The sequence below is a fragment of the Paenibacillus sp. J2R1T-4 genome, from assembly GCF_059692235.1.
Window position 1 is genome coordinate 141,197 of the sequence record NZ_JCAUBA010000011.1, and the last position, 26,919, is coordinate 168,115.

Annotated in this window: 18 protein-coding genes; 9 read left to right on the top strand and 9 right to left on the bottom strand. The window is 49.4% G+C overall.

The annotated features are described in order from the left end of the window. Position 1 precedes the first annotated feature (1 nt). Both AC58QD_RS19080 and AC58QD_RS19085 read left to right on the top strand, forming a co-directional pair. Positions 2-1,258 (top strand): peptidylprolyl isomerase, encoded by a 1,257-nt coding sequence (locus tag AC58QD_RS19080; RefSeq protein WP_497336146.1) that lies wholly within the window; start codon positions 2-4, stop codon positions 1,256-1,258. A gap of 197 nt (positions 1,259-1,455) precedes the next feature. Beyond that, positions 1,456-3,315 carry an LTA synthase family protein gene (locus tag AC58QD_RS19085; RefSeq protein ID WP_497336148.1) on the top strand — a complete coding sequence of 620 codons (1,860 nt, stop codon included), beginning with the start codon at positions 1,456-1,458 and terminating at the stop codon, positions 3,313-3,315. A 103-nt stretch (positions 3,316-3,418) separates the two neighbouring features. Here AC58QD_RS19085 and AC58QD_RS19090 read toward each other — a convergent pair whose 3' ends face one another. From AC58QD_RS19090 to AC58QD_RS19105, 4 genes are all read right to left on the bottom strand, one after another. After that, positions 3,419-3,685 carry a hypothetical protein gene (locus tag AC58QD_RS19090; protein WP_497336150.1) on the bottom strand — a complete coding sequence of 89 codons (267 nt, stop codon included), beginning with the start codon at positions 3,683-3,685 and terminating at the stop codon, positions 3,419-3,421. A 525-nt stretch (positions 3,686-4,210) separates the two neighbouring features. Beyond that, positions 4,211-5,722, bottom strand: coding sequence for a DHA2 family efflux MFS transporter permease subunit (locus tag AC58QD_RS19095; RefSeq protein ID WP_497336152.1), 1,512 nt, complete (start codon positions 5,720-5,722; stop codon positions 4,211-4,213). 59 nt (positions 5,723-5,781) lie between these two features. Continuing rightward, entirely contained in the window at positions 5,782-7,710 is a 1,929-nt protein-coding gene (locus AC58QD_RS19100; protein ID WP_497336154.1) for an ABC transporter ATP-binding protein, read from the bottom strand. Next, positions 7,707-9,437 carry an ABC transporter ATP-binding protein gene (locus AC58QD_RS19105; protein ID WP_497336156.1) on the bottom strand — a complete coding sequence of 577 codons (1,731 nt, stop codon included), beginning with the start codon at positions 9,435-9,437 and terminating at the stop codon, positions 7,707-7,709. Before AC58QD_RS19105 ends, AC58QD_RS19100 begins: the two co-directional genes overlap by 4 nt. A 190-nt stretch (positions 9,438-9,627) precedes the next feature. Here AC58QD_RS19105 and AC58QD_RS19110 point away from each other — a divergent pair, with 190 nt between their 5' ends. Beyond that, positions 9,628-10,986, top strand: a complete 1,359-nt coding sequence (locus AC58QD_RS19110) for an FAD-dependent oxidoreductase (protein WP_497336158.1) — start codon at positions 9,628-9,630, stop codon at positions 10,984-10,986. 81 nt (positions 10,987-11,067) lie between these two features. Here AC58QD_RS19110 and pyrH read toward each other — a convergent pair whose 3' ends face one another. Continuing rightward, complete coding sequence (gene pyrH / locus AC58QD_RS19115) at positions 11,068-11,811, bottom strand: UMP kinase (RefSeq protein WP_497336160.1); 744 nt, start codon at positions 11,809-11,811, stop codon at positions 11,068-11,070. A 319-nt stretch (positions 11,812-12,130) separates the two neighbouring features. Here pyrH and AC58QD_RS19120 point away from each other — a divergent pair, with 319 nt between their 5' ends. After that, a complete protein-coding gene (locus AC58QD_RS19120; protein ID WP_497336162.1) occupies positions 12,131-12,952 on the top strand; it encodes a (2Fe-2S)-binding protein in 822 nt (273 codons plus the stop codon). 32 nt (positions 12,953-12,984) lie between these two features. On the opposite strand, the gene AC58QD_RS19125 is transcribed toward AC58QD_RS19120, so the two are convergent. Both AC58QD_RS19125 and AC58QD_RS19130 read right to left on the bottom strand, forming a co-directional pair. After that, a complete protein-coding gene (locus tag AC58QD_RS19125; RefSeq protein ID WP_497336164.1) occupies positions 12,985-14,529 on the bottom strand; it encodes a histidine kinase N-terminal 7TM domain-containing diguanylate cyclase in 1,545 nt (514 codons plus the stop codon). A gap of 132 nt (positions 14,530-14,661) precedes the next feature. Beyond that, complete coding sequence (locus AC58QD_RS19130) at positions 14,662-18,402, bottom strand: glycoside hydrolase family 44 protein (protein WP_497336166.1); 3,741 nt, start codon at positions 18,400-18,402, stop codon at positions 14,662-14,664. Positions 18,403-18,495: 93 nt separating this feature from the next. Between AC58QD_RS19130 and AC58QD_RS19135 the strand changes: the two genes are divergently transcribed. The 4 genes from AC58QD_RS19135 (at position 18,496) to AC58QD_RS19150 (ending at position 24,067) form a co-directional block, all read left to right on the top strand. Beyond that, entirely contained in the window at positions 18,496-19,167 is a 672-nt protein-coding gene (locus AC58QD_RS19135) for a response regulator (protein ID WP_497336168.1), read from the top strand. Beyond that, entirely contained in the window at positions 19,157-21,193 is a 2,037-nt protein-coding gene (locus AC58QD_RS19140) for a sensor histidine kinase (RefSeq protein ID WP_497336170.1), read from the top strand. Before AC58QD_RS19135 ends, AC58QD_RS19140 begins: the two co-directional genes overlap by 11 nt. 119 nt (positions 21,194-21,312) lie before the next feature. Beyond that, positions 21,313-21,468, top strand: a complete 156-nt coding sequence (locus tag AC58QD_RS19145; protein ID WP_497336172.1) for a DUF1540 domain-containing protein — start codon at positions 21,313-21,315, stop codon at positions 21,466-21,468. 199 nt (positions 21,469-21,667) lie between these two features. Further along, positions 21,668-24,067: an S-layer homology domain-containing protein gene (locus AC58QD_RS19150; RefSeq protein ID WP_497336174.1), complete on the top strand. Its 2,400-nt coding sequence runs from the start codon at positions 21,668-21,670 to the stop codon at positions 24,065-24,067. A gap of 72 nt (positions 24,068-24,139) precedes the next feature. Here the strand turns inward: AC58QD_RS19150 and AC58QD_RS19155 are convergent, their stop codons facing one another. Both AC58QD_RS19155 and AC58QD_RS19160 read right to left on the bottom strand, forming a co-directional pair. Then, a complete protein-coding gene (locus tag AC58QD_RS19155) occupies positions 24,140-25,687 on the bottom strand; it encodes a PLP-dependent aminotransferase family protein (RefSeq protein WP_497336176.1) in 1,548 nt (515 codons plus the stop codon). Between the two features lie 53 nt (positions 25,688-25,740). After that, positions 25,741-26,040, bottom strand: coding sequence for a hypothetical protein (locus AC58QD_RS19160; protein ID WP_497336178.1), 300 nt, complete (start codon positions 26,038-26,040; stop codon positions 25,741-25,743). Between the two features lie 298 nt (positions 26,041-26,338). Here AC58QD_RS19160 and AC58QD_RS19165 point away from each other — a divergent pair, with 298 nt between their 5' ends. Next, positions 26,339-26,896 (top strand): permease, encoded by a 558-nt coding sequence (locus AC58QD_RS19165; protein ID WP_497336180.1) that lies wholly within the window; start codon positions 26,339-26,341, stop codon positions 26,894-26,896. The last annotated feature ends 23 nt before the right edge of the window (positions 26,897-26,919 follow it).

Here is a 26,919-nt window from a genome sequence, read left to right on the forward strand (position 1 = left end):
AATGCGGAATACTAAAACAAGCAGCACCTTTCAGGCACACGAATTTGAAGAAAAGAGAAGAGAAGAGAGGATGAAGTTGATGAAAGACAAGCTAAAAGGATTATTGGTCGGATTGGCGCTCGGCACCATGATGACCGGAACGCTTACTTATGCCACAACGAGCACGGACATCGGGGTTTATTTTCGCGAGCTGAAGTACATGTTTGACGGAGTGGAGAAGCAGCCTGCCGCCGAGCAGCAAGGTTTTATTTACAACGATACCACTTATGTCCCCCTTCGCTTCGTAGCGGAGACTTTGGGTAAAGAAGTGGGCTTCGACAATGAGACAGGCACGGTCTGGATCGGTAAAAATTATGGCGGAGCAGGCTTAAGCACCGTTGCCACATATAAGGGCGGTGTTATTACGAAAATCGAGCTCGATACGTACATAAGCTCAGTAACCTTCTATAATCCGCAAGCTGCCTCGTCTGTTAATAATCCGAGCTTCAAGCAGGAGATGCTGCGTCAGCTAATTGGCTTGAAAGTATTATCAGCCCGAGCAGATGATGCCGCTGTGAAGCAAGCCGAAGCAGCCATAGCGAATGAGATGACTCAAATTATACAATACTTCGGTTCTTCTTCTGCTCTTGGGGCTGCTCTCAAGCCTTTGAACTTAACTGAACTGGACTTGAAGCGCTACATTCAGCTTCGTGCCCAATCCCAACAAGCGGTTCAACTGCTAATAGATGACACCGCTCTGCAAGCGGAATACGATCGTCAGCGTAATGCGGACTCCGCAGCGTTCGTCACTGCAACCGTTCGCCACATCCTTATCTCTACAGCCGATCCTAACACGGGACAAGTTCTACGTACCGAGGAGGAGGCACTCGCCAAAGCTAAAGGATTGCGCGATGAGCTCCTGAAAGGCGCCAGCTTCGATGAGTTGGCTAAGGCGAACTCCGATGATGAAGGCTCCAAGAACAATGGCGGCCGATACTCGAATGCCGCTATCAGCGGTTATGTTGCTGCGTTCAAGAAGGCGGCGGCAGAGCTTCCGCTCAAGCAGCTTAGCGAGCCGGTCAAGACTGAGTTCGGCTATCACCTTATTGAGGTGGAAGCCCGTTCCACACAGTCACTTGAACAAGTCAAAGCCCAATTGAAACAATCGCTCGCAAGCGCAACCTATCAGCAGTTTTTTGCCAAAGAGGTGCCTTTACTCATCGAGTCGAATACGCTCACTTCCACTTCCGCTGAATCCGGAACAACTGTACAACCATAAGCTATTTCATTGCAACATTTTGGAACATAAGGTCGTCCTTAAAGTAGGTTAACTACTGTCAGGGCGGCCTTTTCTATTAAACTGCCAACCTGTCCCTTTTGACACAGCCCCACTCAAAGGAGCATAATAGAGTCTGAATGTGGTTTTACACAATATTAATAATGACCACCTTATTAGTAAAGAAGGCGTTGATATATATGCGATCATGGTTAACATCTGAGCGGTTGCTGCATTTCCGACCCTTTATGTTCTTCACCGTTATGCTGCTGCTCAAAAGCTACTTGGCGTGGATGATTCTATTCGACAATGGCCCTTCGTGGACAACTCTATTGAAGGAGCTGCCGCTGATCTGGATCGTGTTCTGTTTCATAGAATGGTTCGCCACCAAACGTAAATTAGCGGTCTATTTATGGGTGAATCTATTCATTACCGTCCTGCTATTCACAATCATTATGTATTTCAAATATTACGGCGTTATTGCCACTTACCATTCCCTGAAACAAGTCAATCAAGTGACAGCGGTTCAGAAAAGCGTATTTAAACTGGTAGATCCTTACTATTTGCCGGTCTTCATGGATATTGTGCTGTTCTTTGTGTTCATGTTCCGCAAGGAAAGCAAGCTGGTTTGGCACAAAATTAGTACGGTGCGAATCAAGAAAAGCGCAGTGGCGCTCCTGTTCTCAGCCTCTGTACTTTTGCTCCTGTTGGATGTATTGCCTCACCGTGCTAGTCTGAATGAACATGTAAAAGCGGAGCAAATGGGCATTCTCAACTATGAAATGTACACTTTGTTCGCCAAAGATAAAGTGGAGCTGGTCGACTCGTCGCAGGTGAATCAGAGCCGAATTAATGAGTTGAAGAAAATAACACCCGTAACCAACCCAACCTATTGGAAGGCTGCGGAAGACCGGAATCTGATTATTATCCAAATGGAGTCCTTCCAGGATTTCTTGATTAACTATAAAGTAAACGGCAAAGAAGTCACACCCGTTATGAATCAGTTGGCCAATGGCAATTTCTACTTCCCTAACTACTATCAACAAGCGGGCCAAGGCAACACGTCGGACGCCGAATTCCTTACGAATACTTCCTTTTACATTCCTCCTCGCGGAGCGGCTTCCCAACAATATGCAGGTAAAGTTCTTCCTAGCTTGCCTCGCTTGTTGGAAGAGAAGGGTTATTCGACATCTACCTTTCACACCAATGTGGTAGAATTCTGGAATCGAGGAGAGCTATATCAGGCTATTGGGTTCCAAAAGTATTACGATCAATCCTACTTCGGTACGGATGACCCTATAGCGTTCGGCTCTTCCGACGAAATCTTGTACAAAAAGACGGCAGATGAATTGCTTAAGAAACAGCAGAGCGGCCAACCCTTTTATGCGCATGTAATCTCGATGTCCGCACACCATCCCTTCACTCTGCCAGAGGGGAAGGAGAGATTCACGGTTCCGGAACGTTTCCAGAATACACTCGTTGGCGACTATCTCGTCTCGCAGAACTACGCAGACTATGCTCTGGGCCAGTTCATCGAGCGCTTGAAGAAGGATGGAATCTGGGACAACAGTCTGATCGTCCTGTATGGTGATCATCGCGGGATTCCAATGAATTCACTCGATCAGGAAGAGAAGAAATTAATGGTCGAGATCTTTGGTAAAGAATATAATTATACCGATATGGTTAATGTGCCTATGATTGTCGCTGCTCCTGGAATCACACATCCGCAGGAGTTCCAACAAATCGGCGGACAAGTAGACAATATGCCTACGATTGCTAATCTTATGGGCTTATCCTTGGACGACCACATTCATTTCGGACAAGATTTGCTGAACAACACTCGCAATTTATTACCGCAGCGTTATTATTTGCCTTCTGGCTCATTCATGAGCGACAGCTCACTGTTCCTCTCAGGGAGCGGGTTCGCGGATGGTACGCAATTCCCTTTGACCAATAGGGAAGGCGCTGCAGCGACAGAAGAGGAATTCGAACGAGCGCTCAAGCTGCTGAACATCTCAGATACGTATGTTCTCCAGCTCCCGGATCGCGAGGAAGAATAGATAGCCCATGCTTCCGCTAGCTGAAGCATGCCCAATAAGCGTTCTGCCTACTCAGGCGGAACGCTTTTACTTGTGCTTGCATGGTATAAGGACGCTGTCGAGACTAGGATCCAAGCTCATCGAATTGCACGTTCAGCAAGAACCTTAATTGCCTTTCACTTGCGCTTGCAGGGATGGCTCGGAACAATCCATTCCTCGCGGAGCACAACAGCTTCGATTCCAGCTGCGCCACTCGCCCGATCGACCAAGAGGAATTCACAATCTTGCGAGTACACGGGATGCGCAGTCGCTCGAATTGACGGAAGAGTGCGATAGCCGCACTTAATCCAGCAATACCTCCGCCGATAATGAGGAATCGTTTATTGGCCATGACTGTCACCCTCTCCCGCCCTTTCTATTCGACTTTGGATGAAGAGCCTCTTGGATCAGATTCATGTAGGGTAGATGTAGACGAATTCGACATCTAACCCGGAAAACAGGCTGTTTAATGATCTAGATGTCGAAGATTTATACATCTAAACACTCAAACTCTTCAAAATGCATCCTAATAGGCTTAAAACCCGTCGAAATGGGCCTTAGATGTCGAAATTTTGTACATCTAGACGCGAAAACTCACCGAAATAGCCTATCTGTGTATAAATCATCGACATCTACTTTAATCCGCTAAAGAAATTCTAATATTTATTAGACCCTATCACGATTAAAAGGGCAACCCCCTCGAATTATATACTTTGATATGTTAAAAGAACGCTGGAGATGATACTCCAGCGTTCCATTGGTGATTGAGTTCAATTTGCGTGTAGGAGAGCAAGAAGATGGGCTCTAAGCGCAACTGGCGACCGCTGACACTTTTGCGCTCCATCTTCCTGCCTTTTTGTTCGACTTTAACCGTGTTCTAGTGCATGACACTGGTAGAGAGCTGCTCCTCTTGTACATCGCCAGCCTTCCCTTGCGCACCTTCCGGTTTTTTGCCGCGCCGCAGCAGAAGACCTAGAACCGCACCTCCAATGGCGATGTAGATCATAATGTGGAAGGTATCCCGGAAGCCGTGAACCATTGCTTCGAGCACATCCACCTTCGCTCCGCCTGCTTGCATCTCAGCTACATTGTCCGCTGTCTGCGAGGTAAGGATCGTTACCAGCGTAGCTACGGCCAAGGAGTTGATGACCTGCTGCATCGCATTGGTCACCGAGGTTACTCGGCTCACCAGCTCGCGCGGCGTCTTACTGATCAGATGGGTATTCAACGGCATCATCATCATACCCATACCCGCTCCGCACATAATAAGCGGAAGCATGATGTCTTTGCCTGTCGTCATCATATCGACGTGCGAATATTGGTAAAGCGCGCCTGTGATCAGAGATAGCCCTGCTACTACGAGCCAACGCACCCCGATTTTGTCATACAACATTCCGGCAATCGGCATCATTAGCCCCGATGCGAGCGCCTGCGGCAGCAAGATTAATCCCGTATCAAAGGACCCGAACCCTCGCGCCTGTTGAAGAAATTGCGGCATAAGGAAGAGTGCACCGTATAACCCGAACTGAACAATCCATTGAACGACAATCCCGATTGAGAAATCCGGAGAACGGAATATTCTTAGCTCTAATAAAGGAGAGCGAGATCGCAGCTCCACAATAATGAAGGCGATGAGCGCAGCGGTACCTACACATAGACCGATGATCGTTTTGTCCGAGGACCAACCATGTGCCCCTTCACTAACCCCGTAAGACAAGGCTGCAAATGCCAGAGGCCCGAGGAACATTCCCGGGACGTCTATGCTTTTCACAGCATGCTTCTCTATCTTCGGGAGGCGTCGGAAGCCAATCATTAAACATATAATCCCGATGGGAATGTTAATCAGGAAGATCCAGCGCCAGGAATGAAATTCAACTAGCCAGCCGGATAACACCGGACCAATAGCAGGTGCGAACAGGATCGGAAGCCCCATCATCCCCATAACCGCTCCCACTTTGTGAGGCGGGCTTAGCCGGTAAATATAAGCCATTGCGACAGGCAGAACACAGCCTCCGCCCAAGCCTTGGATTACACGGAATACGATCAACCACTCCGCACTATTCGGTGTAGCACAAAGGATAGAGCCTAGGGTGAATAGCGTTACAGAGATAAGAAAAATCTTCTTGGCTCCGTATCGGTCCGATAACCATCCGGATAACGGGATTACAGCAGCTTGAGCTAGCATATACCCTGTGACTGTCCATTGCAGCGTAGGCAGATCCGCGTCGAAGTCATGCACCAAGCTCGACAAAGCTACGTTCATAGCGGTAGAATCCAACACAACCATGAACACGCCGGCGATAATCGCGATTAGTGGAACTAAGATTGATTTGATACTGAAATCAGGCTGTAGATTACCTGGATTACCTGGAATGGATGTAGAACTCATACAGTGATTTGCTCCCTCTATCTGATTAAATTTCGTTTTTATATCGATTCCGTCCTACATTACACCACAGAGCTCAAGCTTTTGCCGCCCGTGAACTGGCTGTTATACAGCTCGGCATAGAAGCCCTCTTGCTCAAGCAACTCCAGATGAGTGCCCTTCTCGATCACACTGCCATGATTCATAACAAGAATCAGATCGGCATCGCGAATGGTAGACAGCCTATGGGCGATCACGAAGCTGGTCCGGCCCTGCATTAGCTGCTGCATCGCTTTTTGGATGTACACTTCCGTACGCGTATCGACACTGCTGGTCGCTTCATCCAGAATGAGAATCGCCGGATCCGCCAGAATCGCTCGGGCAATCGTCAACAGTTGCTTCTGACCCTGGGAGATATTAGACGCTTCTTCATTCAGAATCGTATCATACCCATCCGGCAATGTGCGAATGAAGTGATCAGCGTGTGCTGCAACTGCAGCCTGCACAATTTCTTCCTCGGTCGCGCCTTCGCGCCCGTAACCGATGTTATCGCGGATCGTTCCATTGAACAGCCATGTATCCTGGAGAACCATCCCGAACAGGCTGTACAGGTTACGACGCTTCAAGTCCGTAATGTCCACACCGTCCACGGTAATGGACCCCCCATTCACTTCATAGAACCGCATAAGCAGGTTAATCAGGGTGGTTTTGCCTGCACCGGTTGGCCCAACGATTGCTATGGTCTGCCCCTTTTGCACATCAATGTTCATGTTCTCAATCAGGATCGCATCTTCTTTGTATCCGAACTTCACGCTTCGGAACTGTACATTCCCTTGCGGAGATGTAAGGACTTCAGCGTTCACTGCCTCCGGAACCTCCTCCTGCTCATCCAGCAGCTCGAATACCCGTTCAGCCGACGCAATGGTGGACTGGATTACATTGGCGATATTCGCCGTCTGAGCAATCGGCATCGAGAACTGTCTGGCATACTGGATAAAAGCCTGGATATCTCCAATCTGAATCGCTTGACGTGTAACCAGAAGCCCCCCAACCACGCAGATCATCACATACCCGATATTGTTCACGAACGAGATGAGCGGCATCATAATACCCGAGATGAACTGCGCCTTACGGCCGGATTCGTAGAGCTGGTCATTGATTCCGTTGAATTTGTCGATCGACTTCCGTTCATACCCGAATGCCTTCACAATCCGGTGTCCGGTATACATCTCCTCCACATGGCCGTTCAATTCTCCAAGATGCTTCTGTTGGCCCACGAAGTGCTGCTGCGAACGCTTCGCAACCCCTCTGACCACAACAAAGCTAAGCGGAATCGTCAGTACCAGAATGACGGTCAACAATGGACTGATCGTCAGCATCATCACAATGACACCTAATATAGTGACAACGGAAGTGATAAGCTGGGTCAAGCTTTGCTGCAGCGTACCGCTGATATTGTCGACGTCGTTGACGGCACGGCTCATAATCTCCCCATGAGTACGGGAATCGAAGAAGTTAAGCGGCATGCGCGTCAGCTTGTTGCTTACTTCCCGCCGCAGGTCATAGACGGTCTTCTGCGCTACACCAGCCATCAGATATTGCATGATATAACCGAATACGGCGCTCAGCAAGTACAGCCCTAACAGAATCAGTACAATTTGGAGGATGTAATCAAAATCAATACCGGCACCAGGCACTCCATTCATCTTGCCCATGATGCCTTCGAACAGCTTTGTGGTTGCATTTCCCATCAGCTTCGGACTGATAATCGAAAAGATTGTGCTCAATACGGCCGTTAATAGAACGGTAAGAAGACGAAATCGATAAGGCCTTAAATATCCAACGAGTCTGCGGAAAGTACCCTTGAAGTCCTTTGCCTTCTGCGGGGGCATGCCCATTCCCATCCCGGGAGGGCCTCCGCCAGGACCTCTCCATCCTCCTCCACCTCCGCCTGGACTCGTACCTGGGGCCGAATGTCCGCCAGAAGCTGATCCTCTTTGTGCCTGACTCATGCGATCTCCTCCTCAGACAGCTGGGAATATACGATCTCCCGATATACTTCACAGAACTCCATAAGCTCACTGTGTGTTCCGATCCCTGCGATCTTGCCGTCATCCAGCACGACAATGCGATCGGCATCCATAACTGTACTAACCCGTTGGGCGACAATAAGCACGGTAGAATCTTCAATTTCAGACTTTAGTGCTGCCCGCAGTTGAGCGTCTGTCTTGAAATCTAGTGCCGAGAAGCTATCGTCAAATATATAAATTTCCGGCTTCCTTACCAACGCTCTAGCAATGGACAAACGCTGCTTCTGTCCGCCGGATACGTTTTTTCCCCCTTGTGCCAAGACGGAGTCGAAGCCTTCCTTCATTCCGCTAATGAATTCCGTAGCCTGCGCTACCTTCGCCGCATGACGGATCTCTTCATCGGTTGCAGCTTCTTTCCCATAACGGATATTCTCGGCCACCGTACCCGTGAACAACACCGCCTTCTGCGGGACAAAACCGATCTTCGATCGCAGATGCTCCTGTGACATCTCGCGAACATCAACATCGTCTATGAACAAGCCCCCGGCGTTCATATCATAGAATCGCGGTATCAAGCTGACGAGTGTCGATTTGCCCGAACCCGTACCCCCGATAATTGCCGTGATCTCTCCCGGACCAGCCTCGAAGGATATGCCATCCACAGCAGGCGCTTCCGCACCGGGATAGCTGAAGGTCACATTCTCGAACCGAACGTAGCCGCGTTTGTGCTCGGATGAACGTTTCACATGCTCCGCATCCTTAATCTCCGGCTTCATCTCCAACACCTCATTGATTCGCACAGCAGATGCGGATGCGCGCGGCACCATAACGAACATCATCGATACCATGATGAGAGAGAACATAATCTGCATTGCATATTGAATAAAGGCCATCAGATCACCGACCTGCATCCCTCCGCCTTCAATGCGCAGCCCACCGAACCAGATAATAGCAATGGAGGAGAAATTCAGAATCAAGATCATAGCAGGCATCATGGCTGCCATAATCTGATTAGCCCGGATTGCCGTATTGGTCAGATCCGCGTTCGCTTCATCGAAGCGTTTCTTCTCATAGTCCACTCGATTGAAGGAACGAATGACACGAATACCCGTCAACGATTCACGCAGCACCAGATTCAGCTTATCGAGCTTGCTCTGCATCACCTTGAAGAGAGGAATCCCCTTCCAGGCAATCCCGAATATCGTCGCGACCAGAATCGGAATTATGCCCACGATAACCAGAGACAGCTTAGCGTCCTTCGATACCGCCATAATAATCCCGCCGATACACATCATGGGCGCCATTACCATCATCCGCAGCATCATAATGAGTACCTGCTGGACTTGCGTGACATCGTTGGTCGTTCTGGTGATTAGCGACGCAGTGCCAATCTTGTCAAATTCCTGCAAGGAGAAGTTCTCTACATGAGCGAACAGCTTGCCTCGAATGATCCGCCCCAACCCTGCCGAAATAATCGCAGACAAGTGACTCGCCCAGATCGTGAACACCACCCCAGCGGCCGCTACGAGCAGCATGAATCCTCCAATCTTCAGAATGTACGCAGTATCCCCATCCACAATCCCGATATCCACGATATCCGCCATCAAGGTAGGGAGATATAATTCGGATAAAGATTGCAGCAGGACGAGAAACAACACACCTGCAATGAGTCCTTTATAAGGCTTTAACAATCGGAATAGCTTTAGCACCCTTTCCACTCCTTTCGATCGTTCAGCTTTTCGTCTGTGTTCAAAGATACACTAGTTTTTTAAACTGAATATTAACTAGCCGTTAGCCTTTTGTCACAGACCCTAAGTGATACCAAAATTAAACTTAATCATTTTCTCCAGAATCAGTAAAATGAAGTTAAGATGGCCCCTATGCAAAGGAGAGTAAAATATGAATCAACAGCAAAGCTCGATAACAGCGGACGTGGTCGTAATTGGCGGCGGACCGGCAGGAATTAATGCAGCAATCGCATCAGGACGCGGAGGTGCCAGGACAGTGTTAGTGGAACGTTACGGCTTCCTGGGCGGAATGTCTACAGCAGCGTTAGTCTATCCGTGGATGACCTTCCACACATCCGATGGCAAGCAAGTGATTCGAGGAATTGCTCAGGAAATCATTGATCGCTTGATGGCCGTTAACGCCTCGCCAGGGCATGTCCGAGATACAGTCGGTTTCACCTCAACGATTACACCATACAATCCGGAAGTATATAAAGTGTTGGCTATGAAAATGCTGAGGGAAGCTGGTGTAACGCTCCTGCTGCACAGCTTCGTAGATCACGTGTCCATGAATGAACGCGGTGATACGATTCAGTCGGTCCAGCTTACTTCCAAATCCGGCCGGATCGACCTGCAGGCCAAAGTGTTCATTGATACGAGCGGTGACGCCGATGTTGCCCATCTATCGGGTGCTCCCTGCCTCAAGGGCCGTGATGGAGATAGCGCTACTCAACCCATGACGATGAAGTTCAGAATGCGCGGCGTAGATTTGGTCAAAGTGAAGCAATATATGATCGATCACCCGGATGAATTTTATCGTAAAACTCCGCATGCGGAACTGCCCAATCTTCCTTTGTCGGGCATATGCGGATTTTTCAAGCATTGGAAAGAAGCGAATCTCCCGATCAATCGCGATCAAGTGCTATTCTTCACGGGGCCGAATGAGGATGAAGTGCTCGTTAATACGACACGTGTACAAGGACTCGACGGTACGAATGTGGTGGACTTAACGACCGCCGAAGAGCTTGGTCGAGAGCAGGTGCTGCTTGTGGCTGATTTCATGACTCGCAACCTTCCGGGGTTCGAGAAAGCTTCGATCTCTCAGGTTGGGGCACAAATCGGGGTTCGTGAATCCCGCCGGATCGACGGGCATTATGCCTTGACTAGCGAGGATGTGGTGGCCGGCACTCGCCAAGACGATGTCATCGCACGCAGCGGATATCCGATCGACATCCATGATCCTTCTGGCAAAGGCGTTACAGCTGCCTGGGTGCAAGGGGATGGCGCTTACGATATCCCTTACCGTTGCTTGTTAGCCAAGAAGGTGGTCAACCTGCTGGCTGGAGGTAGATGCATCTCGACAACACACGAAGCGCTAGCTACTACTCGTCTTACCCCAAGCTGTATGGCTACAGGTCAAGCGGCAGGCACTGCGGCAAGCATCGCCGTGCGCCACGGCATACTCCCGCATGCCATTGATATTAAGGAGCTGCAGTATGAGCTGCGACAGGGCAGCGCGGTGTTGGACTAATCCATTTCGTAGAAAAAGCAGCAATAGCGGAACCGCTTCTACCTGCGTTCCGCTATTGTTCCTATTCAGACTTACTCAGACCTATTCATCAAACGCCAAAACAGAATCCCGACTAATCAACGTTCCATTATTGCGTCCTTCACATATTTCTCTCATCGATCCTGGCTTGTCGAAGTTAAAGACGTGGATAGGCATATTGTAATCCCGCGCAAGAATAAAAGCGGACTGGTCCATCACCTTGAGATCGTTCTGCAGCACGTCGTTATAGTGCAGAGTTGCATATTTGCGCGCATTTTTGTCCTGCCTTGGGTCAGCGCTCAGCACTCCGTCCACTCCTTGCTTCGCTACGAGCAGAGCCTCGCAATTGACTTCAATGGCCCGCTGTACAGATGGATAGTCCGTAGTGACATAGGGCTGACCATTTCCCCCTGCAAATATAACAATGTACCCTTTCTCCAGATGATGTACAGCTCGCAAACGGATATACGGCTCGGCTACGGATGTGATCGGCAGAGCCGTCATGACTCGCACTTCCTTGGCGGTCTTGGCTTTGAGAACCCCTCTTAGCATGAGGCTGTTGACGACAGTGGCCAATGTCCCGATGTTATCCGCTTCCGCTCGTTCAATACCCCAGCCTTCTGCCATGTTCCCGCGAAAAATATTTCCCCCGCCTATAACAATCGATACCTCTACACCTAACTCAACGACAGACATGACTTCATTGGCAATGTGATCCAACCGTTCCGGCTCGAATCCGAACTCGCTTTTACCCGCTACGGCCCCTCCGCTTAGCTTGATCAACACTCTTGAGTACCTGTTCCCCATGTCTCATCCGCTCCTATAAGAAGTATTTGTGCATAAAAAAACACTAAAGCCAAAGAACGCTCTAGTGTCTCAGTGGAATGGGATATAGAAGACCATCTCGACGAAACAGGTTGTTCCTGGACTTCTTCATATCCCCATTCCTTTCCTTTAATGACATCCATTAATTGTAATATGCTCCAAAGAAAATTGCAATACACATCTCCTTGTGAGTGCTTTGAAATAACCAGGAATAGTTCTTGACTTCAAGATATGATAATGATTATCATTATTAAACAAGCAGGTGTTCAACTCAATCACTTAGTGTTCGGGGGAAATAATCATGGAACAACCGATGGATCTTTCGCTCCTTAAGCATTTTTTCCATATCTCGCTTACAGGCGAAGAAGATGCAGTCACCACAATTCCGGGTACGGATCTCCTCCGGAGAGAACAGATGGATGCCATCATTAGGCAGAGCGGGACTTTATTGAAGGCAACCGGCACGGAATTAGCTGCTTCATTCGTCGGGATGGCCTTCTTTGGTGTGTGCGCCAGCATCCAACTGATTCTTGCTACCCATAATCGATTCCTTGATCTGACTCTAGCGAATATGGAGTTCCAAATCGACATGCATGAAGACCATATCCACGGGTGCTTCAAGATACGCGAACTTAGATGGAAGGAGGCTCCAGAAGCAGCGCAGGATCGGGACGCTTGGGTTGCCGCTGAGCTTACAAGCTTCTATAGGAACGAAATCCGTCCAGTCGTGGAGATTGCTGCCGCAAGCGCAGGCGTGAAACCAGAGCTGATCTGGAGCCAATATGGCGCCAGAATGGCATATGCCTCGGACTATGTTGAAAGGATAGAGAAGCGCCCCGAGGTATTGGAACGATTCCGTCAAGATTACCAGACACTAGTTCGCGCAGTGCCAGCAGAGGTATTCGGCAGAAGGAAGAATCCATTCGAGCACAAACCGCGTTATATCGACAGTCCATATGAAGCCGGCAAGAAATTAATGATGCGTTCCTCCTGCTGCATGTATGATCGTCGTGAGAATGGTGAGAAATGTTACAATTGTCCGATGCTGCTGCCTGAAGAGAGGGAGACACGCAGACTTCGCATCGAAGCTGCCCGAGATAAACAGTCGGAGCATACGGCATAACAAGCAGTGTCCATTTGATTAGCGGTTGATTTTCACCCCAGATTCTCCATATGCACTCCGTTTCTGCCGCCCTGCTTGACTTTATACAACGATTGATCTGCCAATGAATACAGACGCTCGAAGGTATTGGTTTCTTCCGTCTGACAAGCGACCCCGATGCTGACCGTGAACCGGATGTTATCTTTGGACGACTGAACCACGGTCTGCTGAACTTCATCGCGGATGTATTCCGCTATCGCTAAGGCTTCTACCTCCCCTACATTTGACAGGGTAATGGCGAATTCCTCGCCTCCTATTCGTCCGAATATCCACGATTCCTCACGAATACGCTCGACTGCACCCACAAACGCTTGAATCGCCTTGTCTCCTGCCAGATGACCATACCGGTCATTAATTCGCTTGAAATGATCTATATCTACAACCAACAAACACAGCGGCAGGTTTTCTTCTAAAGATGCCCGTATCGTGTGCTCGGTTTTTTCTATGAACCCGTAACGGTTATAGATACCGGTTAATCCGTCCGTAACGGCTCTCCACCTCAGCTCCAACTCATTGCGCCTGATCTCTGTCATATCCGTCATGACGGACATAGAACCTGCATAAGTCTGGGTGCCATAGATGACTGGAATGATTTTGACCGCTATATACAAGGGCTCAGCCTCCGTGCCGAAACGAAGCTCAATCTCCCGCTCTTCCAAGCTGCTATGAGCAGCGATCCACGAATCAAGTCCCTTAACCGCTTGATCTAGCCGTTTTCCATTCAATGAATCATGTGATTCACCGCTTATTCGTTCCAGCATCACTCTGGCGGCCTGATTGCTATCCACGATCCGCGTATCCGCGTCTAGAACAACGATTCCTTCCTTCATTACGTCGAATAGTTTATTCCGTGCTATGGGAACGACCTCGAACAACTGATACTTGAACATCCCCCATAACAGCAGCAACGAAGAAGGGATGTACGTGATGGCTATTGAAGCTGAGTGGCCTGAAATCGGAAATATATGTAGAAAACGCAGTGTAGAAATGATTGTTGGAAAGGTTATTCCCAGAATGAGTACAATGATTTGTCTCCTCTGCAGCCCATTAGTGAATATCAAGGTTCTGAAAAGAACGACCATTGTAATTAAGAACAGCAAAGTTAAATAGGACAATACAAGCCCATTCAGGCCTGTCCGCTCAATGAGCAAGATTCCTTGTTCGCCCAGAGCTACTGATTTGCGCATCAAATGATGATAGGAATCCGTGAAAATCAGTCCCAACCCGATGGTCGGGAGCACACTCGTTCCTAGCACCCAGCTAGCCTTAATCCGCCTATCCAGCCCGGAAAGGGCCAAGGATAAGTACAGGATCATAACCGGTGAATAGAAGTAGGAGATCTGTTGCACATTGCGCCATAACAGCATGCTTTCCAAGGAAGAGCTCATGTACTCCATGTTGGAAGCGATCGAGGCATTAACCGTTAACAAGCTGAGCAGGAGAAAGAAGTAGCTGCCAGGCAACCGGCGGTATTTATACGCAAAGACGGCACTTGCGAACGCTAGCAACCCCGAGAATAAATAGGCCATCGAAATCATACTCTACCACCTCCTGTATGACCTATTCTATCAGCTTCAACTATGAATGGATACGGATTTGACTTTCCAGAGCTGACAGACTGATACTAAAATAAGCTGCCGAGACATCTCGACAGCTTACTTCGTTACAAGTTATGGAAGTACAACCAGAGCAGCGGATTTGGCTTTCAGCTTAATGGAGAAGCCTTCTGTTGTCGAAGTCACGTGCTCGGTGAATGCCAAGCGATTGTTAGAATCAAATCGGTATACTTCCCCTTTGCTTGTTGCTTGGAAGTCACCTGTCACATTAATGGAGCGCGCTGCATTGTCTTTATTGAACAAGAGCACATAGGTTTTGCCGTCCGCGCCAACGATTGTGTAAGCTCCAACTGCATCCGCAATGGCACTGATCGTCTGTACACTGTTCCCTTTAATCTGACTGCCTTTACCATCATAGTTCAGATACAGCTTGAAAGCATCTTCAAGTGCAGTACCTGCCGGCAGAGATCCGAAGCGTGTAGCAAGATCAACCCCTTCGCGTCCGAAGATAGCAAGCGCCTCTGCTTGAGCCAAGCCTACGCTGATTCCATTGCCGTTGCCGAAGTTGTATTCGGTAATGGCAAGCTTCATCCCAGGCATGATGTTGTTGATCATTTCCTTCATCCGAGGGATAAGACGGATCGGCTCCTGAATCCAGGATTCATCGATGAAATTCGGATCATAGAGCGATTTCAAGGCTTGGAAACGACGTTTTACCGTGTTCGGCCCTTCGTCTCCGGTTGGAACCCCATTTTCCTGAGAGTAGTAATGGATATCCAGATAATCCACCAATCTTACGCCGGTTGCTGCCTGATACGCTTTTATCTTCTGCAAATACCACTCCAGGAACGGTGTTCCGCCATGCGCAGCACGATCCGGTCCATTGGCGCAATTGTCTGCAGACGAATAGAAGTATGCGCACCAGCCCCATGAGGTAGGACCGAAGATACGAGCTTGACTGTCCTTAGCTTTGATCGCTGCTCCATAGAGCTCGGTGAAACCCCAGATTTCATCATAGGTTGGAGGATTCGGATGAACGTCGCGATGTGTGACATGCCAAATCTCCGGTTCGTTATCCAGTGCATAGTCATGAACCAAATTACCCGTGCGTGCTGCGATATGATCGATCCAACGCGTTACGAAATCAGGTCCGATCGGAATAGAGGTGTCTCTGGGATCATTATTCGTAACGAGACTGCCATCCGGGCGAACACCGCTGCCGGCATCCGGATAATCATTCGGAGAACTGGTTTGTTGGCCGTATTTGCTTTGCGCGAATCCATAAGCGACTTCGCGGGATTTGGGCGTCCAACCAATGGTCGGAATCGTCAACAGCACCTTGCCATTTTTGCTGAGCGTGTTATCTATGAACCGGTCCGACATCGTGCCTGCCGGATCCTGTTCGTAAGGGAAGTTCATGAAATACCAGTCGGATGCGCGATTGGCGGCATCAATCTCCCAGTTATACCGCGTTGTGTTGTTGCCGCCCCAGCGTTGAACAGGGAAAGGCAATTGTGATTGTGTGGTATGCATATCGTCAAAGTTAATCCCATATATATCCGGATTAATGGCGCGACGGTCTGCCTGCTTATCAACCTTTACTTCCAAGGAAGGCAGCTCCGGTTCTGGAAGCTGGCCAGCATATAGATTGCGCAGTAAGCTTACATCATCGATATATACTGCACCCTGGTTAGCTTCAGTAGCAGCCTGGAAGATCATGCCGTCGAATTTCTCGTCGTACAGACCCATATCCGCAAAATTGACTGTAATTCGCGTCCACTGCCCAGCTGGAATCACACCGCCAGGCACATACTGACTGAGATCAACAGCGCCTTGAGCGGTCGTTCCGTTGTAAGCATGCAGCATCAGCTTCTGGCCGCCGGTTGTCCCGCCGTGGATCCAGAACTCAATTCCGTAATATTCACCCACGACCCGCTTCACATCACCCGCGAACCATACTCCATCCCAGCCATCCGGTTCAAACTTCACAGCATGGGAGCCGGAGTGGGTCTGCTCGGTATTCGCCAGATCCTTGGAGTGCCAACTGTAATTGTTGAAGCCGCTCGCCAATCCATCCGTATATACGGCCTGTGCTTCAACCTCCGTCACTTGTACGTAAGCAACGGCTGTCCGAGATTTATAAGTAGCGGTTATTCGGGCAATCCCCGGAGCAACTGCAACAATCGCGCCTTGCTCTACTCGGGCAACCTCCGGTTTGTCAGATTGCCAAACCGCTGTATCTGTCACTACTTGAGTCGCACCAGTGGAGAGGAACGTCTCCGCTTCCAAGCTCTGACGCTCACTTGGCAGCAACACAAGCTGAGGACGATCCATCCTCACTTCCAACACCTCCGGCGGAGCCACATATTTACGCACCACTGCAATATCGTCCAGGTACAACGCTTCTTGCTGACCGCCAGTTGTACCTGCAATTAACAACCCATCAAACAGTTGACCTGGCAGATTCAGATCAGCAAGCATAAGCTCTACCTTCGCCCATGTGCCGGCTGGAATACCGCCTGGAATGAGGCTTCCAAGCGCAAGCTCTTTGACTGGCTGACCGCCTGCCATGAACACCAGCTTAGCTTGCTGTCCGCCCTTGTCGCCGCCATGCACCCAAAGCTGCAGCTTTTCGAATTCCTTTACCGTCAAGAGGCGGCCGCTATAGAAGTACAGACCATCATCATTGCGCGGTGCGAAGCGTATGGACTGCGATCCGGTATGAACCGTGTCTTGTTCGTCAACCGCATGCTGCGCCCAACTATAGTTGGTGAAGCCCTCCTGTACCTGATCGTCAAATACATACAGACCATCAATCTCCTCTATCGGGCCTGAGCTTCCGACTTTGGCAGTTACTCGAACGGGCAGTTGGGCAGTAAAGGATTCATATACGGCACGAACAACCGTCGCACCGCTCTTGACACCCTTCACCTGACCTGCTGCGGTTACCGTTGCAATGGTTTCATCGTTTGAACTCCATTGCAGCATCAAGCCTGAAGGCGGATCGATCACCGTTCCGTTGGCAAGCTGTGCCTTAAGTGTAGTCGCGCGGGTATTCCCTTCGCGAACGATCACTTCCGTCTCCTCGAAGACCAGACCGGTTATAGCCTGCTGTTGACCTTGCGGCTCACCCGTGCCAGTTCCAGTTCCAGTTCCAGTTCCAGTGCCTCCAGTGGTACCTGTAGCGCCGTGGAACTTCATGTCATCCAGGAATACAGACTCCTGTTCACCATCTCCCCACAGCCAAATCCCATCCAGAAGTCCTTGGATACCCGCGTCTTTCAGGTTAACCTTCACTTCCACCCATTTGCCAGCCGGAATCCCGCCTGTCACCAAGCTCTCCACTTGACGCTCGACAACGGTCTGCCCGCCAAGAGAGAACACCAGCTTAAGCTTCTGCCCGCCTGTACTGCCGCCGTGAATCCAGAAGCTGAAGCTCTCATAGTCATCAGCATTCATGATCCGATCTTTATAGAAATAAAGCGCCTTGCCGCCATCAGGATCGAGACGAATCGCCTGACTTCCCGAATGGACTTGAGCGGTTGATGCCTGATCTACGTCCGCCCAGCTATAGTTAACGAATTCACTCGATAGTGCATCCTCATATACCGATAATGAGCTTGCTTGCGCCGCAATGGCCGTTGACTTGCCAGGCATCCACCCATTCGGATACAACATGGTCAGTACCATCAATAGCACGGCTGTTACTCGAGCTTTATTACTCCTCTTTCCGTTACTCCAACCCATACTCCATCTCCTCCCGCATGCTCCCGTACACGTCTCGCGTGTACTGGATTCATCATACTTCCATATCTTGTCATACAGCCAGTTACAACGTGTCATTACTTTTGTCATAACCCGTCATTTCTCTTCGCAAGCCCCTGCCCTAACGCCTGGATCTGTGATAGTCTAAAGAAGAATTTTACAGCAAATGAGGGTTCAACCGATATGATAAGACTGCTAATTGCCGACGATCAGACTTTGTTAAGAGATGGATTGCAGACGATTCTGAATTTGGAAGATGATTTGAATGTGGTAAAAGTAGTGGGGAATGGGCTGGAAGCCTACGAAGCCGTGGGTGAGCTGCGTCCCAACGTTGTATTAATGGATATCAAGATGCCGATTCTAGACGGAATTGAGGGAATGAAGCGGATCAAGCGTGATTACCCCAGCACGATTGTCCTGATGCTGACCACCTTCGCGGAGGATAAGTTCATTGTCGATGCTATGGCCGGGGGAGCTGACGGCTTCTTGCTCAAAGACATGCCGGGTGACCGAATCATCCAGGTTGTTCGCGATGCGGTTGACGGCCATGTTATTCTCCCTGGGGCCATCGCTGCGAAGCTAGCTGCCCGGCTATCGGCATTCAACCCTGCTGCTGCGGACACCTTCGATGAGAAAGCATTAAAGCAAGCTCGTCTCACATTCACCGAGAGAGAACGCAAAATTATTATCCTCATGCTGGAAGGCCATACGAACAAACAAATCACCGGAACTATGTTCATGAGTGAGGGTACTGTGCGTAATTACATTAGCGTCATTTACAATAAAATAGGTACAAATGACAGACAGGAAGCGATTGCGCTGCTAAAGGAGCTGATCCTCAAGGATGCGAACTAAATCGGTTCTTGCTCTCCTGATCGCGTTGATCTTGGTTTCCGTTGGATCGTATGTGTTCCTTAATAAGAAGCAACCGAAAGACCCCGGTCATTCTATGGAAGCGGACACGGACCAGAATTACTTTCAAAGATCCGGATGGCTTGTCTATCAAGGCGATGCACCCGATGCAAACTCGGAGTGGAGAGCGTTCGACCGGTCAGCTAGAGCGGAGATGACGGATTACAAGGGGATCGTCTGGCTGCGTCTTACACTGCCCGCAGCCTTGCCTGGGAGGGATCCTTATTTGTTCCTGTTTGGTTTTCAGCAATTTGAAGCCTTTATCGATGGAAAAACGGTATACAGCTTCAATATAGATCGTTCATCTATCCATATTCATCCCACTATGAAAATCCATCAGCTTCCGTTGAAGGCAGAAGATGCCGGTAAACGGCTTGAAATCAGGATGAAGTGGAATAGCAATACTTTCCTTGGCATTTGGAATATCATAGGGACACGCTTTATATTTTTATTGGATGTATTGAAGTATGAATGGTCGACTCTTGTATACGTCACGCTATTCCTAGCCGCAGGACTCGCCTCCGCCTTATTGTTCCTTAGAAGAAAGCAGGATTTTATCTATTTATGGTTTGCTCTTCTGGCTTTGTCAGCGGGTATTGGCCTTATGTATAAGATGCTGCTTTTACAATGGCTGGTTGATTCGGATCCTATTTATTACTGGAAGGATTTGCTTCTCCCTTTTGGATTTTATGCGTTCGTCGGTTTCTACGGGGAAGCTCTAAGATTGAGCACACACCGGGTTTTCCGCTTGATGAAAACCGTAATACTTGCTTATACCGGTCTGACAGCAGTTGCAGGGTGGTATAACAATGATTTGTACTGGAAGCTTCTTGTTGACTATTTGCCCTATTGTTTCACTGCTGTGTTTGTTACGGTGAGCATCTACGTGTTCAAACGATTCCGCAAGAACCGGGACAGGGATACGCTCTGGTTACTCGGGGGTTACGCCTTACTGGTTTTTACCGTTGCTATCTACCTTATATTAAACCTGTCGCCATCCTTTGTGAGTTGGTTGGTATCTTTGTCCCCCCCTATAATGAACCATCTTGTCCAGCATGAGCTGCAAGGAGGATTGCTGCTGTTCATGCTCTGCCTGACCATGGTTCTTGTCCATCGCTTCTCGGATGTCTATAGACAAGTTGAACGCAATACTATAGAGCTGGCGACCAAGAACGAAGAGCTTGAACGGTTCCACCGCTCACTGGAAGACATCGTTGAGCTTAGAACAAAAGAACTGGAGGAAGCGAATCGATCGTTGGAGGCGTCCGTACGTGAGACCGCAGTGACACTAGCAGAAGTATCGGTACTGGAGGAGCGCAATCGGATCGCTCATGAGATTCACGATGTAGTTGGGCACACTTTGACCGCAGCCATCGTGCAGCTGGAAGCCTCGAAGAAGCTGGCTGGACGCGATCTTATGAAATCCGTGGAGAAGCTGGACATTATAAATGGCCTGGTGCGAAAAGGTCTGGACGATATTCGTCGATCGGTCCGATTGTTGAAGGATGAGGGGGAGACGTTCGATCTTCATGCAGCCCTGGACGATTTGATTCGGGATACAGAGCTTACAATGGGTGTAGAGATTGATGCGCATATTGAACCGCTTCCTCCTCTAGCTTGGCTGACGCAACGAGTTATTTACCATGCGCTTCAGGAGGGATTAACGAATGGGATCCGCCACGGGAATTGCAGCCTATTCACGTTCACATTGCGCCGGGAGGATCAGCGATTGCGTTTCTTGCTTATCAATGACGGCACCCCCTTCGGCTCGTCCAAGCCAGGCTTTGGCTTAACAACGATGATGGAGCGCATCCATTTGCTCGGAGGTACGGTCGAGGTAGGGGCTATTCGAGAAAGTACCGGCCCTGGCAAAGAGCCATCGGCCTCCGAATCAAGTGATGGAGCGGCCTCTTCCGAAGGCGAGATCGGTTGCCGCTTGGAGATTACGCTACCGGTGGTTGCCGCCTAGAGCAGGATTGAGCAACTCTAATTCTATGTAAAGTCATCGTTCCCTTCCCTTTTCCGAATTGTATTCGGTTAAAAAAAACCTGATTCGACCATCCTACTAATAAGGAGGTGAATCAGATCATGGCAAAAGACGTATTGTGCGAAGTCAATTCCTGCAAGTACTGGGCTCCAGGCAATAATTGCAGCGCATCCTCCATCTATGTAGTCAGCCACCGAGGCAAACAGGCGCATAATTCCGAGGAAACGGATTGCAAGACATTCGAACCCAAGATATAACGTTTACTTGAAAGAGCGGCTGCCCCACAGCTGCTCTTTCTTTTTTTGACCTCTATATAAACTAGTCTACCCATCAATGAGAATTATTATCACTCTTTTTTTCTGGCGATTAATTTTTCGTTACGATCTGCAACATTCTCCTAGAGACGTGCGTCATGAAGATTGGAAAAGATTACACATCCAACTAGGAGGATTGTTCATGCCATTCGTCAAGAAAACCGCTATGCTCGCTTTGTCCACCGCGCTCTTGCTCTCGATTGCGCCTTCCGCATTTGCAGCAGACGCAACTAGCGCCCAGTCTTCTGTTAGCAGTTCAGCAACAGGTCCAACTGCACCTGTGAAAGAGCCTTCCACCATAGCCGCGCCTACCGATTCATCAGAAGCGGTGGATGCCAAGATTAGCAAGGAAAGCGCTATTGAACTCGCTAAGAAAGCAATCTCCTTGCCCGACGGCTACACGTTGCAGGGCATCAACTTCAATTCTTCCTCCTATTTGAACGGAAGCGGGGCATGGAGCGTGCAATTCGAGAAACGCAATGAGAACCGTTCTTTCGGCAATATCAATGCCACTATCGATGCTGACACTGGCAAGCTCCTTAACTATTACAGCTACGAGAACGATCCGGATCGCATCCCTTCTTATCCACCCCGTGTGGACTTGCAAGCCGCCAAGCAGCTCGGATTAAGCTTGATCCAGAAGATGCATCCCGATCTCGCAGATTCTTTGCAATATAACTCGACATTCGAGGATAATTTCAAATCACCGCTTAACGGCCAGGTTCGCTACAGCATCCGCTACGATCGCACCGTGAACGGCATTCCATTCCCTCAGAATTTTGTGGAAGCCAGCTTTGACGGAGACGGTCGTTGGATTGGTTATGAGTATCAAATGAACACTAAAGTAACATTCGAGGACACGAAGGGTGTCTTGACACCAGAAGAAGCGTTCAAACAATATCGTACTGTCAGCAACCCATCCCTGCTCTACGTGGCTACTCGCCCTAACCGCAATGACACAGCCTTAAAGCCTGTGCTCAGCTATACGATGCCATTCAACCTGTTAGACGCCAAGACTGGCACCATGATCGATTATAACGGCAAGCCTGTCACTGATCGAACAACACCCGTTCCGTTAACCGATAAGCCTCTGGCCAACAAACCTTCCGCTAATCAGAATTTAAGCAAGGAGCAAGCGATAGCTATTGTAACGTCACAATTAGGTTTACCTGCTGGAGCGGTGCTTCAGAACGCTTCATACAACGAGAATGTGGACAGCAAATTCAGCAGCGGCGGCGGCTCCTCCTGGAATATGTCATGGCAAGTTCCGGCTGAGAAAGACAAGGAAGCCATCTACATTAGCGCCACTGTGAATAGCAAGACCGGCGAAATCATGAATTACTACCGTAACCAGCCTTACTATTACGATAAAGCACCAACTGCAACCGATAGCACGATCTCAATCGATACGACCGACAAAGCTAAGGAAGCGGCGATTGCTTTTATCAAGAAGGTTCTCCCGCATTACACGAACGAGTTGACTTTGGACACGAATAACATGCGTCCGCTTCCTACGGAAGACATGAAGTACATTAGAACATACGATGTGAGCTTCAAACGTCTGGTGAATGGAGTCGAGACCGAATTCGAATCTGTTAATGTTGGCATCAACTTGTCTACAGGGGCTGTGGAAAATTACTGGAACAATCTATCCAACCTGACGTATCCGAATGACCTAGGTAAACAACTCGATGCCGAGCGTGCAGAAGAGCTGATCTTGTCCCAATACAAGTTGGAAAAGCGTTATGTGCTGCCAGGCGGCGGACCTGGATACGGAGGCGGACCCATCAAGCCGTATGCTGAGCCAACGATTGCTGTTGGTGACCAAGTCGAGCCTGCTGCTCAATCTGCGAAGATCGTCTATGTAGCAACTCCTAAGAACCCTTCGGAGCACGTCTTCCTTGATGCTCTGACAGGTGAATGGAAAAGCCGTGATACTGGCGAGATTACGGTACCAGGCAAAACGGTTGTAACCGACCTCGACGGCCATTGGGCGCAAAGAGAGCTGCAGCTGATGATCGATTACAAAGCAATCGATGTTAAGGACGGCATCGCCAATCCGGACATCTCGATCAAGCGGGGAGAGATGATCAAGATGCTGATCATTGCCATGAACGGCGGCTATTACAACGCCAGCTTCTCCGCTGAGCGCAAAGCCTCATTCGCCGATGTGGCCAATGGTTCCACGTACTTCGCCTATGTAGAATCTGCTGTTGATGCTAACCTGATCGACCGTTCCTCGCAGACGTTCAACCCGGAGAGCAGCATGTCCCGCGACGAAATGGCTGAGCTGCTCGTTCGCGCATTAGGTTACAGCAAGCTCGCGTCAACATCAGGATTGTTCAACTTGAACGTGAGCGATGCCGATGCCGTGCACAATAAAGGGCACGTCGCTATCGTCGTGAGCCTTGGTATTATGACCGCAGCAGACGGTGTCTTCCAGCCATCGGTGGAAGTGACTCGCGCGCAAGCCGCGACAGCGTTCTTCCGTTACTTGGAGAAACGCTCCGCCCTGCAAGATACACCGATTCGCAACTATTAAGCAATTCGAAGAGCAGGCTTAACGGGTCTAGTGCCCGCCTAAGCCTGCTTTTTTTGCGTGGATTGCAGAATCCTATTGTTTGGCCGCGCCAACTGTCAACGAGAGATACAAATAATGCAGCTTCACGAGTAGTTGACCAAGCGGATCACGGCCAACGGACATGCGCAGCGCATTAAGCTGCCCTGTGGGGTCCGTCACCGTATTGAAGCGGAATGTATCGAAGCCGAAGCTGCCGCCGGAGGTCAGATGCAGCTCGTCTGGCGCCCCGGCCACCAGTTCGTTGATCCAAGCCTGATAGTCCGCTTCTCTCCACTCCCCGTGCAGTTGTATGTAGAACACAGACCCCAGCCACGGCAATCCCTCCATCTGATACTGTTCCGAGGGCTTGACCGAGCTATAGTAAGCTTGTACGACACCGCTCGCTTTCAAGTAACGCAGAAACGACTCGATCCAGTATGCGTTCCGATTCAATCGTTGCAACCGAGCGGTTAGCCGCTCCGCGTCTGGGATCGGAAGCTGCCTTACCATTAGCGGATCCGCGCCGGCTGTCAATTGGCCGAGCAGAGCGATCCACTGCTCTTGGATTCGCTGCTCTTGCAGCGCAGCCCCAACCGCTGCAACGAACCCAACATTAACGAGGTCGAGGCCGTACTGGTAATACTTGATCCCGCTCTCTACACTGATAAGCACCACATGCGAAGGCAGACGATCTCCATATCGCTCGAACAACGGATTGGCTACTCCAGTAAGCGTCCGGTCAACGATTATATACAACGGCTTGTCCTGGGTATGCCCTTCAAGCTTGGCGAACAGAACCTCAAGATTAACAGCAGACTTCACCGGCCAGCACACACCTGGATCTACAATGAGGCAACCAATCTCAGTCCCCCGCTCCAGCTCTTCATAGATTCTCTCGACAGACAGCTCTTGTGAATGGTGCAGCAAGGCGCTTGTCAGATCTGCGCCTTCACAGTAAAATCCGCTTTGTACATAACAAGGCAGCTGCTCTCCAGTATGCTTCTTGTAGGCAACCAACGCCAACTCTAAGGCACTCATACCTGAAGATGTAAGAAATCGAATACATTGGGATCTACAAGCATCGGACATAGGATAAAATGCCTTCATCACTTCATCCTCGAACGCTTTTACATACTCGCTGCCATAGGTGCGCATGTAGGTCCCCTGCTCTTCTTGGATGAAACCAAGCTCAGCGGGGGCACTCGCCGCATGGTGAGACAGCTCAATGGACGGAGTTTGCCAATCACTGCCGGTAAGTGTCGAACCTACCTGTTTGTATAACGTGCGAATCTCATATTTAGCGGCGAGGTAGGTATCGAAGTCGCAGTGCTCCGGGCTCTGCTTCAATGCCCCCACCTTGTCTCTTAGCTGTGCGGACTGATGTCGGAAGGCGGAAGCAAGCTCCTGCTCAAAGGTGCGGTGCGGGTACTCCTGCCGATAAAGCTCGACCCGCTCATCGATCACCTCGAGGAACCACTCCAGCTCAGTCAAATCCGCTTTACGTTCGCTCAGTTCGGTCAGGTTCAACACGGAATTGGAGTTCCATTCGAACCGCGATGTTGTCGAGAATAACGCATCCCAATCCAGCTCTATTGGATTCATCCATCCCTCACCCCTGTCATATCAATGGTTGGTCTGCCTAACCTATTACCCGCTTATATCCCAAACCGCCTCATGTGTTCCCACAATTGTTCCGCAATCAAGATTTCCTTCTGCTTCGGTCCGATTAGATCAAAGTGCGGGTATTCCTCGCGCCTATGAATATACTTCGGATTCAAGCCGTACTGTATACACCAGCCCGAGAGCACCACCAGATCGGAGCAGCCCACCTTAGTGACCGTCCGAATGCCAGGGAATCGGGGCTCCAGCCAATAATGAGTCAAAAAGGCGATCTTTCCTTGAGAGACCGCTTGTTTCCATTCGTTCATTTCGTTCCTTGTTATGCCAAAAGCCATCGACTTTAGCTCCTTATCGGGAGGGGCTAGTGAGATACGACCTCCGCATTTCCTACTCCTACATATTCTAACCGATTTTCATACATAACCAAAAATCCATCCTCATTAAAAAAAGGTTTGACGCCAATAGTAACCATCGGTTATATTATAACCAATGGTAAGTAACCGACGGTTATAATACTTCTGCGGAAGGAAGTTGATCCTATGAGTTTCATCGTATTCATTCTTTTATTTACAGTTGTATGCGGTTGGTTGGATGCAAAAGTTCGTTCTAATAAACCCAAGGGAGTGAAGTAAAATGTTCGCAGGTCATTTCGGTTTAGCGGCAGCGGTTAAGGCCAAATCACCTGATGTCCCGTTATGGGCACTCATGGTTGGTACACAGTTACTGGATATTCTTTTCGTCCCTCTATTCTTATCCGGAGCTGAGACTATAGAAGGAAGCGGATATGGAGGAGCACTTATTCATGCCATATATACACATTCTTTAGTCGGGACCTTATTGCTCTCTCTACTTGCGGGTTTATTGGGTTGGCGATTATGGGGGAAAAAAGCAGGAGGTGTGTTGGCAGCAGTCGTCTTCAGTCATTGGCTGCTTGATTTGATCGTCCACCGGGCTGATCTGCCACTGCTCCCTGGGAATCTTGGTGAGCTGCCCGTGCTTGGCTTTGGAGTATGGCGTATCCCTGCCTTAAGCATTGTACTAGAGGCAATCCTGATCATTACAGGCGCCATTCTCTACTTCAGGTATATCGTAAAAGACACGCGAGATAAGAATCGATATTTAGCAATAGTAACGGCTTCCTTAATGACAATATTACTTGTCTCCGCTCTGGTCTCGGATGTATTAGGATAATAAGCACACATAAGCGAAAAGAC